General features: G+C 61.9%; 11 protein-coding genes. 6 read left to right on the top strand and 5 right to left on the bottom strand.

Annotated elements, in window-relative coordinates:
* Window positions 1-29: 29 nt before the first annotated feature.
* The 5 genes from ACODTB_RS17805 to ACODTB_RS17785 form a co-directional block, all read right to left on the bottom strand.
* Window positions 30-800, bottom strand: a complete 771-nt coding sequence (locus ACODTB_RS17805) for a MauE/DoxX family redox-associated membrane protein (RefSeq protein ID WP_488929600.1) — start codon at window positions 798-800, stop codon at window positions 30-32.
* A 212-nt stretch (window positions 801-1,012) separates the two neighbouring features.
* Window positions 1,013-1,375, bottom strand: a complete 363-nt coding sequence (locus tag ACODTB_RS17800; RefSeq protein ID WP_488929599.1) for a copper-binding protein — start codon at window positions 1,373-1,375, stop codon at window positions 1,013-1,015.
* A 33-nt stretch (window positions 1,376-1,408) separates the two neighbouring features.
* On the bottom strand, window positions 1,409-1,900 hold the full coding sequence (locus ACODTB_RS17795) for a cupredoxin domain-containing protein (protein WP_488929598.1): 492 nt from the start codon (window positions 1,898-1,900) through the stop codon (window positions 1,409-1,411).
* 56 nt (window positions 1,901-1,956) lie between these two features.
* Window positions 1,957-3,345 carry a multicopper oxidase family protein gene (locus ACODTB_RS17790; RefSeq protein ID WP_488929597.1) on the bottom strand — a complete coding sequence of 463 codons (1,389 nt, stop codon included), beginning with the start codon at window positions 3,343-3,345 and terminating at the stop codon, window positions 1,957-1,959.
* A 30-nt stretch (window positions 3,346-3,375) separates the two neighbouring features.
* The gene (locus tag ACODTB_RS17785; protein WP_488929596.1) at window positions 3,376-4,485 is read right to left on the bottom strand and encodes a TolC family protein; all 1,110 of its coding nucleotides are present in this window, start codon (window positions 4,483-4,485) and stop codon (window positions 3,376-3,378) included.
* Between the two features lie 141 nt (window positions 4,486-4,626).
* Between ACODTB_RS17785 and ACODTB_RS17780 the strand changes: the two genes are divergently transcribed.
* The 6 genes from ACODTB_RS17780 (at window position 4,627) to ACODTB_RS17755 (ending at window position 13,344) form a co-directional block, all read left to right on the top strand.
* A complete protein-coding gene (locus tag ACODTB_RS17780) occupies window positions 4,627-5,310 on the top strand; it encodes a heavy metal response regulator transcription factor (protein WP_382160755.1) in 684 nt (227 codons plus the stop codon).
* A gap of 11 nt (window positions 5,311-5,321) precedes the next feature.
* The gene (locus ACODTB_RS17775) at window positions 5,322-6,698 is read left to right on the top strand and encodes a heavy metal sensor histidine kinase (protein WP_488929595.1); all 1,377 of its coding nucleotides are present in this window, start codon (window positions 5,322-5,324) and stop codon (window positions 6,696-6,698) included.
* A gap of 101 nt (window positions 6,699-6,799) precedes the next feature.
* The gene (locus ACODTB_RS17770; protein WP_488929594.1) at window positions 6,800-7,198 is read left to right on the top strand and encodes a hypothetical protein; all 399 of its coding nucleotides are present in this window, start codon (window positions 6,800-6,802) and stop codon (window positions 7,196-7,198) included.
* Between the two features lie 166 nt (window positions 7,199-7,364).
* The gene (locus ACODTB_RS17765) at window positions 7,365-8,564 is read left to right on the top strand and encodes a TolC family protein (protein WP_488929593.1); all 1,200 of its coding nucleotides are present in this window, start codon (window positions 7,365-7,367) and stop codon (window positions 8,562-8,564) included.
* Window positions 8,561-10,177, top strand: coding sequence for an efflux RND transporter periplasmic adaptor subunit (locus tag ACODTB_RS17760; RefSeq protein WP_488929592.1), 1,617 nt, complete (start codon window positions 8,561-8,563; stop codon window positions 10,175-10,177). The genes ACODTB_RS17765 and ACODTB_RS17760 overlap by 4 nt, the downstream gene beginning before the upstream one ends.
* Complete coding sequence (locus ACODTB_RS17755) at window positions 10,174-13,344, top strand: efflux RND transporter permease subunit (protein WP_488929591.1); 3,171 nt, start codon at window positions 10,174-10,176, stop codon at window positions 13,342-13,344. Before ACODTB_RS17760 ends, ACODTB_RS17755 begins: the two co-directional genes overlap by 4 nt.
* The last annotated feature ends 545 nt before the right edge of the window (window positions 13,345-13,889 follow it).

Below are 13,889 nucleotides of genomic sequence, written 5' to 3'. Positions count from 1 at the left end.
GTCAGCACAAAGTCAGGAGGCGTAAGAGCTCACGGGGCTGCTGCGTGGCTTGACGTTGACAAGGCCATCCAGACACCCATGCCGATCATCAGAAGATTTTCGGTGAGTGATACGAAGCCCAGCGGCACATTGCTGGCGCCGCCAACGCATGCGCACTTCAAATCGCGGCGATCGATGTACACAGCCTTGACGACGGAAACGGCCCCCACGGTTCCGATGAATAGAGCCACCGGGATCGAAAACCAATTCAGGGCACCCGCGATCATCAAGACCCCTGCTAGACCTTCGGCGAACGGATAGATGTACGAGTAGGGTACCCACCGCCGGGCCAACAAGTCGTAGTTCAGGAACATCGTCGCGAAGCTCTCGACGTTCTGAAGCTTGAGCAGCGCCAGCGCAGCCATGCTGAAGGCAACAAACCACTCCGCTGCTCGGCTTGTGAAAGGATTGTCGAAAACGGCGTAGCTCACCGCGAGGGCCATCAGCGCCGTCATGCAGAAGAGCGCGAGCACAGGCCGATAGGTCGTGGCCTTCGGGTCTGCGACAGTCAGACCAAAGCGGCGGCGGAGGTCGTCGTATCCGCCGACCCGAACTCCATCAATGAAGATTTGTGGCGTGGTTTTCACGCCATGCTCCGATTTGAAGTTGTCGGTTTGCTCCTCGGTGGTCAGCCAGTTGTCTTCCACCTTGAATCCTTTGCGGCGCAGAAGATCCTTTGCCTTCAATCCATAGGGGCACACGTGCTTGTCCATGACCATGCGGTAGAGCGTGGCCTTTTGCGGCTGAGTTGTAGCTGTCATTTGTATCTCCTGGTGATCGGGCCTATAGAAATACTCGTGATGGATGAGGGCCTCACCTCACGATCGAAAACAACTTCCCTCAGAAGAAGTCGACCAGGATGACATCCGATGCTACCAATGCATACGAGGAACACTGGAGATCAAAAAAGCACAGGACCCGGTCTTAGAAACCGAGCCCTTCACGTGAGATGCCTTTGAGTGCGCTCGTCAGCTCATTTGCCGGGCTGAATGTCCGTGACGACCATCTTTCCGGCGTCCTGAATAACGATGAACTGGATCTTCTGGCCCACCTGAATCTTGTCCAGCATGGCCTTGTCCTTGGCGTTGAAGACCATGGTCATGGGGGGCATGTCCATGTGCTTGATTTCGCCATGCTTGATCGTGATCTTGCCGTTTTCTTTGTCGATCTTGCGTACTTCGCCGTCAGTCAGACTTGGTGTAGCCGCCGTACCCGTTCTGGCTTGATCCATGCCCATCTTGCTGTGGTCCATTGTCATCTGTGCCATCGACGGCAAAGACAGTGAAAGCGCAGCAGCGGCAAGAAGTTGCGCCACATTTTGGGCGTATGTGTTCATGATGTCGTTCCTTGATCGAGATGTCGTGAAGGTCTAATTGGCAACGACCTTGATCTTGCCAACCATGCCTGCCTCGTAGTGGCCAGGAAGCAAACAGGCGAAGTCAAACTCACCGACCTTGTTGAAGTTCCAGATGATCTCCCCCTTCTTGCCTGCCGCCACGTGGGCCATGTAGGGTTCATCGTGCTCCATACCAGGAAACTTCTTCATCAACGCGGAATGCTCATCGAGCTCCTTCTTGGTTCCCAAGACGAATTCGTGCATTACCTTGCCGTTGTTGACGTGAACAAACTTGATCGTTTCGCCTTGCTTGACTTCAACGAGGTCGGGCGTAAAGCGCATGTTGTCCGTCATGCGGATCTCCACGGTGCGCTTGACAGCATTCGAGAGGCCGCCAATACCCCATTCCTTTTGCTCCATTTTCATGGGAGCAGTCCCTTTGGTGTGCTTTTCATCGCCATGAGCGAATGAAGCGGTGGAGGCAGCAAGAATAGCGGCCACGAACAGGGTTTGGGTGATACGCATGATGAAGGTTCCTATCGGCTGGTGGAGTTGAGGGGGTGGGGAGATAACAATTCTGCTCAGTGCTTCATGGCCGCGCCACTGGGTTTGACCGCCGTCGCCCTGGCAGGCGCTGTGTCTGCACTGGCCTTCGGCCTGACAGCGGGCAACGGGCCACCTGTCCATTCGCGCGCGACGGTGCCCTCGGGGAACTTGTAGTGCCCCGGATCCTTATAGTCGCCGGGCTTCTGATCCTTGCGCACCTTGAACACCGTGAACATGCCACCCATCTCCAGCGGCCCAAACTGGCCTGTGCCGGTCATCATGGGGGCGGTGTTGTCGGGTATGGGCATTTGCATTTCGCCCATGTCGGCCATGCCGCGCTCGCCCATCAGCATGTAGTCAGGCACCAGTTTCTGGATCTTGTTGATCATCCCTCGGTGGTCCACGCCGATCATGGTTGGCACGTCGTGGCCCATGGCGTTCATGGTGTGGTGGCTCTTGTGGCAATGCATAGCCCAGTCGCCCTCCTCATCGGCGATCAGTTCAATCTGGCGCATCTGCCCCACGGCCACGTCGGTCGTCACCTCGTACCAGCGTGTGCTCGGTGGCGTCGGCCCACCGTCAGTGCCCGTCACCAGAAACTCGTGCCCATGTAGGTGAATGGGGTGGTTGGTCATGGTCAGGTTGCCCACCCGAATCCGGACACGGTCGTTCAGACGCACGTTGAGCGTGTCAATGGCCGGGAACACCCGACTGTTCATGCACCAGATGTTGAAGTCGGTCATCGTGGCGGTTTTGGGCGTCTTGCTGCCGGGCTCGACGTCAAAGGCGTTGAGAAGGAAGCAGAAGTCTCGATCCACCTCGCTGATGTGCGGGTGCTTGGCCTTGGGGTGGGTGACCCACATGCCCATCATGCCCATGGCCATCTGGACCATTTCGTCCGCGTGGGGGTGGTACATGAAGGTGCCCGGACGGCGCGCTTCGAACTCATAAACGAAGGTTTTTCCCACGGGGATGGCGGGCTGGTTAAGACCACCCACGCCGTCCATGCCGTTGGGCAGACGCTGGCCATGCCAATGAATGGTGGTGTGCTCGGGAAGCTTGTTGGTGACGAAGATGCGCACCCGGTCGCCTTCGACCACTTCAATCGTCGGGCCCGGGCTCTGGCCGTTGTAGCCCCACATGTTGACCTTGAATCCAGGCGAGACTTCGCGCACCACAGGTTCGGCCACCAGGTGGAATTCCTTGACACCGTTGTTCATCTTCCAGGGCAAGGTCCATCCATTGAGCGTCACCACCGGGTTGTAGGGTCGGCCTGTGGTCGGCATCAACGGAGGCGCGGTGTCCACAGAGGTCGCGTAGACCGGTTCGGGCAAGGCGGCCATGGCAGATCGCGCAACCGCCAGCCCAGCCACCGAAGCTGCAGCACCTGCGAAGAATTGACGACGTGAATTGAGGAGGCTCATGCTAATTTTCTTTCCGTGCTTTCATTGCGTTCAGTGACCGGCAGCGGACGCGGGCTCACCGCTGCCACCGCCCAGAGAGACAAAGCTGTCAGGAGCTCCACCTTGAAGGACCCACTGCAGGTCGGTCTCGGCGATCCAGAAGTCGCGTTGCGCTTCGATAGCACTGGCCACCGCTTGCGACTGACTGGAAACCTCACCCAACAAGTCCCAGACGCTCTTGAGCATTCCGTTGTAATGAAGAATGGTTTCCTCGGTGATGAACTCGCGCACCTTCAGCACTTCCTCACGTGCGCTCACGGCCAAGACGTGGCTGGACAGATAGGCCTGGCGCGCCTGTCGGACGTTGGCCCCGTTTTTCATGCCCTCTGCACGCGGCAGTTGTGCCGCAATGGCCGTGGCCCGCCCATCTAAAAACTGTAGCGACAGGGCTTGGGCCGGTAGGTCTGGCAATTGGTCTGGGAGGGCGACAGCGGTGTGCATTCCCGTGAGCCCCAGTGTCCTGATGAGGGCGGCCTCCGCCTGTGTGGCCGCGTACTGTGCTCGTCGCACATTCATCTGAGCGGAAGACTGCGCCAGCTGAACCTGAGCCTGCTGGAGCTTGCTCCAGTTGCCCACGCTCACCATCCGGCGACCCAATTCGTTACCGGCCTCGGCGGCATCCTTAGCGCTACGGTGTTGCTTGAGGACCTGGCGGGCGGCGACGGCTTGAAGCCACGCCTTGCGACCCTGCGCGGCGACTTCCATCAGTTCGTCCAGATCGTCTACCCTGCGCTGAAGCGTTGGATCCAGTTCGACCCATCGGCCCTTGGCAAGCAGGTCCACGTTCGCTTCACCGATCCGGTTCATCGGCTTGATCAGTTCACGGTGCGCCCGCCAGGCTTGGCGCACAGCCTCTTCTGACGACATCAAGCTCAGACTGGCGGCAGGCTCCACCTGGTTTTGCGCTGCGGGCGCGTTTTCTTTTTCCCATTTGAGAATGTCCGCATGGCCACGTTTGAATTGCCCAACGGCGTCGTTGGCCTCACGCCAGTTCTTTTCGGTGGGTGCCGGAGCGAGCTGGGCAGACACCCCCAAAGGAATGACCAACACACTCAGAGCGATGGCCCGCAGTGCTGGGAAGGAATTGCGTCGATGAATCACTTATTTGCTCCTGTTCAGCCGTTTCAAGCTGCATGCAGTTTGCAAAGCCCCCCCCGTCGCGAACCTTTCGAGCACATTACAAAGTTGTCAGGCTCGGTTCATGGCAGCCGCTCGCAGCGAAAATGCCGGCCAGGAGTGCATGTGAAAATTCTGATCGTTGAAGACGAACCCAAGACCGGTGACTACCTCCGTCTGGGGCTGCGCGAGGCCGGTTACGCCGTTGAATGGCTCGTCAATGGGGTGGATGGACTGCACCAGGCCCTGGAGGGCGACCACGACCTCGTCATCCTGGACGTCATGCTGCCCGGTATGAGCGGATGGGAGATCCTCAAGGGTCTGCGCGACCAAGGCCGCCAGATACCGGTGTTGTTCCTGACGGCCAAAGACCATGTGGATGACCGCGTCAGGGGACTGGAACTGGGCGCGGATGACTATCTGGTCAAGCCGTTCTCATTCTCCGAGCTTCTGGCGAGGGTGCGCACCATCCTGCGTAGGGGGCGCTCTGGCATGGAGCCGACCACCTTGCAAGTCGCCGATCTGGAGCTGGACTTGCTGCGCCGCCGGGTGACCCGCGCGGGCAAGCGCATCGACCTGACCGCCAAGGAGTTCGGTTTGCTGGAGTTGCTGATGCGCCGCAAGGGTGAGGTGCTGCCTCGCTCGTTGATCGCCTCTCAGGTGTGGGACGTCAATTTCGACAGCGACACCAACGTGATCGAGGTGGCCATGCGCCGACTGCGTGCCAAGGTGGACGACGGATTTGAATACCGTCTGCTGCAGACGGTGCGGGGCATGGGTTACGTGCTGGAAGTACCGGAGTCATCCTGATGATCCGGCGCTTGACCCTCACCGCCCGTCTCACCGTTCTGCACACCCTGGTTTCCGCCTCGGTTCTACTCGGTCTGGGGCTGCTGGTTGCGTGGTCCACCCATCTGCACTTCGTCGATCTAGACCGTCACTACCTGCAGGACAAGGTGCATTTGATCCAGAAGATCGTCGATGAGACGCCAGATGCCGCCGAGCTGACCGACAAGCTCAATGAGCTGCTGGACAGCCACCATGGCTTGTTTATCGCAATCACGCTTGGCGATGAACAACTGTTTGGACCAAGCAGCATCTCTTTTCCACCCGAACTGGCCGCCCAAAGCGCCATAGGTCAGCCCATGGATTGGGCCGACGGCGAACGACAGTTGCGCGGAATGAGCACAGAGCTGTCGGCAGCCCAGGTGACTGGCGGAGCTGGAAGTTCAGGGAAGCGCATCCGCTTGACGCTCGCCCTGGACACACTACACCACAACCATTTCATGCAGGTATTGCGCCAGCAGCTGGCGATATACGTGGTGATCGCCACCCTGCTCAGTGGCTTGCTGGGTTGGTGGGCTGCTCGCGGCGGTCTGGCGCCGCTGCGGATCATGAAGGATCGAGCACTGAAGGTGACCGCCCACAAGCTCGACGAGCGGATGCCGATCGAGGCGGTACCGGTAGAGATGGCGGAACTGGCCAACAGCCTCAACACGATGCTTGAGCGGCTGGAGTTGGATTTTGCGAAGCTGATGGAGTTCTCAAGCGACCTCGCACATGAACTGCGTACACCCATCAGCAACTTATTGACCCAGACCCAGGTGTCCCTCTCGCAACGTCGCGATCCCGACACCTACCGAGACATCCTCGCCTCCAATGCCGAGGAGCTCCAGCGCCTGGCTCGCATGGTGTCAGACATGCTGTTTCTCGCGAAGACCGATCACGGCATTCAGCTCCCGAATCGAGAGAAGGTCGCGCTGGAAGACGAGGTGGCCAGCCTGCTGGATTTCTACGATGCGGTTGCCGAGGACAAAGAGATTCGTCTGCGGGTCCTGGGGTCGGGCGCGGTATCTGGCGACCGCCTGATGATCCGGCGGGCCATCGGCAACCTGCTGTCCAACGCGCTGCGCCATGCGCACCCCCGCACCGATATCGAACTCACCATCCGCTCTTCGGAGCAGGATTGCAGCCTGTGCGTGACGAACACCGGTGACGTCATTGATGCGTCCGATCTGCCCCGGCTGTTTGATCGGTTCTACCGGGTTGACAAGTCGCGCGCGCACCCTTCATCGGATGGTGCAGGACTTGGTCTGGCCATCACGAAAGCCATCATGCTGGCTCACGGTGGAAGCGTATCGGTCACATCGACAGCCGGGAAAACGCAGTTTTGCTTGCGGTTTCCGCGTCCGCACTGACGGGCAACCGAGAAGGAGTGCCAAAAGTCGCCACGAACAAGACCACGCGTTGTGCTCGCATGGAACTTTCACCCGCTCTGCACCTCCAGTAAACTTAAATCGTGACCCGAAACCGTCGCCACCGCCTGATCACCGTGCTCTTTGCACTGATCAGCCTGCTGTTCATGCAGTTGGCTGTGGCGAGCTACGTCTGTCCCGGTTCCAAAGCAAAAATCGCTGAAGCGGCCGCGATGGCCGAAGCGGGTATGCCCTGCGCGGAGTCCATGCCGCTCACAATGGACGACGGGCAGCCCAGTCTGTGCCATGCACATTGCCAAGCTGGGCAGCAGTCCGCCGACAAGTATGAGTTGCCGTCGCCGGTGGCCATCGGCACGTTGCCAGCCAATTTCAGCTTGCATGTGGCCATCCCCGTGTTTTCTGAAGCGCCGCTACAGGCGCCTCATCTGCAGCGCACCACCGCGCCCCCTGTAGCTATCCGGAACTGCTGCTTCCGCCTCTGACCTCTCAGACCACTTAGGTCCTGTCTGATGCATTGCCCGTGCATCGACAGGTCGTTCTTCGTGCTCTGGAGGTTTTATGTTGATTCCCCTTCCGATTTATCGGACTGCCGCGCCAGCCTTGATGGTGGCCATGGCGTCTGCGGCGTGGGCCGCTGGCCCTTTGTCCTTGATTGATGCGCAGCGCATTGCCGTCGATCGGTCCCAACAATTGGCTGCCCAAGGTGCGCTGACCGCCTCTGCCCGCGAACAGGCGGTGGCGGCCGGCCAGCTCCCCGATCCGGTGCTCAAATTCGGCATCGACAACCTGCCTGCCAATGGCTCGGACCGCGGCAGCCTGACGCGCGACTTCATGACCATGCGCCGCATCGGCGTCATGCAGGAAATCACCCGGTCCGAAAAGCGTCAGTTGCGCTCGGAGCGCTTTGAACGCGACGCGCAACGAGTGCAGGCACAGCGCCAGTTGACACTGGCCAAACTGCAACGCGACACATCACTGGCCTGGCTGGACCGGTATTACACCCAGGCCATGCGCGAGCTGGTTCAGCAACAGGTCGACGAATCCCGGCTGCAGATGCAGTCTGCCGATAGCGCCTTTCGCACCGCGCGGGGCAGTCAGGCCGATGTGTTCGCTGCCCGCAGCGCCGTGATTCAGCTGGAGGACCGGCTCAGCCAGATCGACCGCCAGTCGCGCAACGCCAGCCTGATGCTGGCCCGCTGGGTGGGCGCTCCCGATGCGGAGCGACCGCTTTCCGGTTCGCCGCCTTGGCAGAGCCATCCTTTCCCGAGCGGAGTTTCAAGCGAGCACCTCAAGCAACACCCGGAGCTGCTGGTCGTGAGCGCAGAGGTCGATGCCGCGCAAACCGATGCCCGGCTGGCCCAAGCCAACAAACAAGCCGACTGGAGCGTCGAGGCCAGCTACGCCCAGCGTGGCCCGGCGTACGCCAACATGGTCTCGATCGGCGTATCGATCCCCCTTCAATGGGATCAGAGGAACCGCCAAGACCGCGAACTGGCCGCCAAGCTGGCCATGGTCGACGAAGCCAAGGCCCGTTACGAAGACACGCTGCGCAACCATGAAGCCGAGGTGCGCGGCTGGCTCAACGACTGGCAAACCGGGAAGGACCGGGTCGCCCGGTACCGCAATGAGCTGATCCCGACAGCGCGTCAGCGCACCGAGGCGGCACTGACCAGCTACCGCACCGGCAAGAGCGACCTGGCCAGCGTGCTGGCCGCGCGCCGCGATGAGATCGACATCCGTGCGCAGGCCCTGACGCTGGAAATGGAAGCCGCGCGCGCCTGGGCCCAGCTCAACTTCCTCGTCCCCGCCGAACACAGCATGCCGGCTCAAGCCAGGAAACTGCCATGAACAAGAAACACCTCGCTGCCGGGCTGATCGCTGCCGGCGTGCTGGGCGCCGCAGGCTATGGCCTGTACGCCCTGGGCATGAAAAACGGCAGCAGCATGACTGCCACCACCTCACCGAGTGGATCAGCGTCGACCCTAGCGACAGCGCCCACAGCCGGACCCCAAAGCATCGCCGAAGGCGAAGAAGCCACACGCCGCCACATCAGCGCAGGCCTCAAGGCGGGCGATACCGACTTGGTCACTGGCCGCAAGATCCTCTACTACCACGACCCGATGGTGCCGGGCAACAAGTTCGACAAGCCGGCCAAGTCGCCTTTCATGGACATGATGCTGGTGCCGGTCTATGCGGATAGCGATGCCGACCAAAGCAAGGTCACCGTCAGCCCGCGGATTCAGCAGAGCCTGGGGGTGCGCACCGCAGCCGTCACCGAGGGCACGCTGTCGCCTCAGGTCTCCGCGGTCGGCAACATTGCTTTCAACGAGCGCAACCAGGCCACCGTGCAAGCCCGGGCGACCGGCTACGTCGAGCGTCTGCATGTGCGCGCCACGCTGGACCCTGTGACCAATGGGCAGCCTGTGCTGGACCTGTATGTTCCGGATTGGGTGGCCGCTCAAGAAGAGTTTTTGGCGCTCAAGCGCATGCAGGGCAACGACTTGGGATCGTTGGTCGATGGCGCGCGCCAGCGCATGCGCCAGGCGGGCATGAGCGAGCAGCAGATCCAGCGGGTGGAGGCCAGCGGCAAGACGCAGGCCCACACCACGGTCACGGCGCCATTGGGTGGCGTGGTGGTGGAACTGGTGGCACGTGAGGGCATGGCGGTGTCGGCGGGGATGACCCTGTTCCGCATCAATGGGCTGTCCACAGTCTGGGCCAACGCCGAGGTGCCCGAGAGCCAGGCGGCGCTGCTGCGCCCGGGTGCCAAGCTGCAAGCCCGCAGTCCGGCCATGCCCGGCACGGTCTTCGATGGCAAGGTGCAAGCCATCTTGCCGGACGTCAATGCGGCGACGCGCACGCTCAAGGCCCGGCTGGAGCTGGCCAACCCGGGCTCGCGCCTGGTGCCGGGCATGTTTGTGACCATGCAGTTCATGGACATGCGGGCGGAGAAGGCCTTGCTAGTCCCCACCGAAGCGGTCATCCAGACCGGTAAACGCACCGTCGTGATGCTGGCCGAGGACAACGGCCGCTTCCGGCCCGTCGATGTCGAGGCCGGCATTGAAAGCGGCGGGCAGACGGAAATCAGACGCGGCCTGCAGGCTGGCCAGCGTGTGGTGGTGTCCTCGCAGTTCCTGATTGACTCGGAGGCCAGCCTCAAGGGCGTGGAGGCCCGGCTCAACAGCGAGGCCGCTCCGCCGCCGCTGGCCCGGCACCCCGGCGAAGCACAGGTGATCGCCATCGACCAGCACAGCGCGCTGCTGGCCCATGGCCCGCTCCCTACGGCCGGTATGGGCGCCATGACCATGGAATTCAAAGCACCTGCCAGCGGCATGCCGAGCAACGTGGTCAAGGGCGACAGGGTCCAGTTCGAGTTCGTGATGCCCAAGGACGGCGAGCCGACCCTGACCTCCATTCAGCCCTTGGCACCCGTTACCCCGGCATCGGGAGTTCCGCGGTGATCGCCCGCCTGATACGCTGGTCCATCGGCAACCGTTTTCTGGTGCTGCTGGCCACGCTGATGATCGCGGCCTGGGGCGTGTACTCGGTGATGAGAACGCCGCTGGACGCCTTGCCTGATCTGTCGGATGTGCAGGTCATCATCCGCACCACCTATCCCGGCCAGGCACCGCGCCTTGTCGAGAACCAGGTCACCTATCCGCTGACCACGACCATGCTCTCGGTGCCGGGGGCGAAGACGGTGCGCGGCTATTCCTTCTTTGGCGACTCCTACGTCTATGTGCTGTTCGAGGACGGGACCGACCTCTACTGGGCGCGCTCCCGCGTGCTGGAGTACCTCAACCAGGTCCAGTCGCGTCTGCCGGCGGCGGCCAAGGCCTCGCTGGGGCCGGACGCCACCGGAGTGGGCTGGATTTACCAGTACGCCCTGATCGACCGCAGCGGCACTCAGGACGTCGGGCAGCTGCGTGCCCTGCAGGACTGGTTCCTGAAGTACGAGCTCAAGACCGTGCCCAACGTGGCCGAGGTCGCATCGGTCGGTGGCATGGTGCAGCAGTATCAGATCGTGTTGGACCCGGACAAGCTGGCGGCCTATGCGATTGCGCATACCAAGGTGGCCGACGCCATCCAGAAGGCCAACCAGGAAGCCGGTGGCTCGGTGCTGGAACTCGGGGAGGCCGAATACATGGTGCGGGCTTCGGGCTACCTGCAGAGCCTGGAGGATTTCCGTTCGGTGCCGTTGACGACCACGCCTGCCGGCATCTCCGTGCGCCTGGGAGACGTGGCACGTATCCAGATCGGCCCGGAGATGCGCCGCGGCATCGGCGAGCTGGACGGTGAAGGTGAGGCCACCGGTGGCGTGATCATCATGCGTTCCGGCAAGAACGCGCTGGAGACCATTGGCGCCGTCAAGGCGAAGATCCAGACCCTGCAGGCCAGCTTGCCCAGGGGCGTTGAAATCGTCCCGGTCTACGACCGCTCGGGACTGATCGAACGTGCCGTGGACAACCTCATACACAAGCTGCTGGAGGAGTTCCTGGTCGTCGCCGTGGTGTGCTTCATCTTCCTGTTCCACCTGCGCTCGGCGTTTGTGGCCATCGTTTCGTTGCCACTGGGCATCCTGGCCGCCTTCATCGTGATGCACTACCAGGGCGTCAACGCCAATATCATGTCGCTGGGCGGCATTGCGATTGCCATCGGCGCCATGGTAGACGCCGCCGTGGTGATGATCGAGAACGCCCACAAACACCTGGAGCATTGGGGGCAAGATCATCCGGGCGAAACACTGAAAGGGGAAGCGCGCTGGCGGGTCATCGGCGACGCGGCGGCCGAAGTCGGGCCGGCGCTGTTCTTCTCGCTGCTGATCATCACCTTGTCGTTCATCCCGGTGTTCACGCTGGAAGCCCAGGAAGGAAGGCTGTTCTCGCCGCTGGCGTTCACCAAGACCTACGCCATGGCGGCGGCGGCCGGGTTGTCGGTGACCTTGATTCCTGTGCTGATGGGTTACCTGATCCGGGGCCGGATTCCCGATGAGAAGTCCAATCCGTTGAACCGCATGCTGATCGCCGTCTACCGGCCGACGTTGGAGGTTGTACTGCGCGCGCCCAAGATCACGCTGCTGGCCGCCGGCATGGTCCTGCTCATCAGCCTCTGGCCGCTGCGGCACATCGGCGGCGAGTTCATGCCGCGGCTGGACGAAGGTGATCTGCTCTACATGCCGTCCGCGCTGCCAGGTCTGTCGGCTGGCAAGGCCAGCGAGTTGCTGCAGCAGACCGATCGGTTGATCAAGACCGTGCCCGAGGTCGCCAGCGTGTATGGCAAAGCCGGCCGCGCCGAGACGGCAACCGACCCGGCACCGATGGAGATGTTTGAAACCACCATTCAGTTCAAGCCACGCGAACAGTGGCGCGCCGGCATGACGCAGGACAAGCTGGTGGAAGAACTGGACCGCATCGTCAAGGTGCCCGGCCTGTCCAACATTTGGGTGCCGCCCATCCGCAACCGCATCGACATGCTGGCCACCGGCATCAAGAGCCCGGTGGGGGTCAAGGTGGCGGGTGCCGACCTGGTCACGATAGACCGACTGACTGGCGAGATCGAGCGGGCCCTCAAGGGTGTTCCTGGCGTCACGAGCGTGCTGGCCGAGCGCCTGACCGGGGGGCGCTATGTGGACGTCAATATCAAGCGGGATGCGGCATCGCGCTTTGGCCTCAACGTGGCCGACGTGCAGTCGGTCATCAGCGCGGCCGTGGGTGGCGAGAACATTGGTGAGACGGTGGAAGGCCTGCAGCGCTTCCCGATCAACATGCGCTACCCGCGCGAGATCCGGGATTCGCTGGAGAAGCTGCGCAGCCTGCCCTTTGTGACAGAACGCGGCTCGCGCCTGCTGCTGTCGGACGTGGCCGACATCCGCATCACCGACGGTCCACCCATGCTGCGCAGCGAAAACGCCCGCCTGTCGGGCTTGGTCTATGTAGACATTCGCGGACGTGATCTGCGCTCGGCCGTGCAGGACATGCAGAAAGCCGTCGCGGACAAGGTCCAGCTGCCGCCAGGTTATTCGGTCTCCTGGTCCGGCCAGTTCGAGTTTCTGGAGCGCGCCACGGCCAAGCTCAAGGTGGTGGTGCCGTTCACGCTGCTGACCATCTTCGTGCTGCTCTACCTGACGTTCAAACGCTTTGACGAGGCTTTGCTGATCATGGCCACGCTGCCGTTTGCGCTGGTGGGTGGCATCTGGCTGCTGTACCTGTTGGGCTACAACCTGTCGGTGGCCGGCGCCGTCGGGTTCATCGCCTTGGCCGGGGTGTCCGCCGAGTTCGGCGTGATCATGCTGCTGTACCTGAAATCCGCCTGGAGCGACCGACTCGACCAGGGCAAGACCACGGCGGCCGACCTGCTCGATGCGATTCGGGAAGGCGCGGTGCTGCGAGTGCGTCCCAAGGCGATGACCGTGGCCGTCATTCTGGGCGGTTTGTTTCCCATCATGTGGGGGACGGGAACCGGCTCCGAGGTCATGCAACGCATTGCCGCGCCCATGGTCGGCGGCATGATCACCGCCCCCTTGCTGTCCATGTTTGTGATCCCCGCGGTGTACTTGCTGATGCGCCGGCCTCGCGAACGCCGATCTGCCGGAAAATCATTCTGGGCAAGACGCAGTTCGGCAGCTTGAACCCATCTCTCGTTAGCTTTGTCAACTACGCTCAAAGGAGTTTCCGAGGTCGCTGAGGTCGCCCGTACCGCCAGTTTCCAAGGTGAGGCGCGTAGTTGCGGCTTCCCCCTCCGGTTCCCTTGCGTGACGCAGGGAACCGGCGCGGGCGGCTGCGCGCCCCAGATCATTGGCCCTGACTGAGGGCCAACCTCACAGAACCAAGGAGGCGGATCGCCATGGCTGGAAAAGTTTCGCAGACTGGCGCAAGTCCAATGAGCCACAGCGTCTCGAATGGCACGTTGCCGAAGACGCCTGGACCTGCCGCCACATCAGCTTCGTGCGATCAAGGTCGGGCCCCTCGTCGCACGGCCACTGCAAGCCACAACGTCCCTTAGAGCAACCCGTAGGGCCACTGGGGGGCGCTGAGGCGGCGAGCGCATTTTTTAAACGCCTGCAGAAATTCAATGGTTAACGCTCACCAACTTCCGTGAGAAGGGTTCGCTGCTTTCTAGGTCCTCCGCCACCCCTTGATGACGCTCAAGGGGTCGCGACCCGTTCAGACTCCC

The sequence above is a fragment of the Hydrogenophaga sp. FG152 genome, from assembly GCF_057809615.1.
The sequence above is the reverse complement of the archived record's forward strand: the minus strand, read 5'-3'. Positions and strand labels throughout refer to the sequence as shown.

Coding starts and splice junctions, on each gene's coding strand:
- ACODTB_RS17805 (WP_488929600.1), bottom strand. CDS start 800: ATGACAGCTACAACTCAGCCGCAAAAGGCCACGCTCTACCGCATGGTC.
- ACODTB_RS17800 (WP_488929599.1), bottom strand. CDS start 1,375: ATGAACACATACGCCCAAAATGTGGCGCAACTTCTTGCCGCTGCTGCG.
- ACODTB_RS17795 (WP_488929598.1), bottom strand. CDS start 1,900: ATGCGTATCACCCAAACCCTGTTCGTGGCCGCTATTCTTGCTGCCTCC.
- ACODTB_RS17790 (WP_488929597.1), bottom strand. CDS start 3,345: ATGAGCCTCCTCAATTCACGTCGTCAATTCTTCGCAGGTGCTGCAGCT.
- ACODTB_RS17760 (WP_488929592.1), top strand. CDS start 8,561: ATGAACAAGAAACACCTCGCTGCCGGGCTGATCGCTGCCGGCGTGCTG.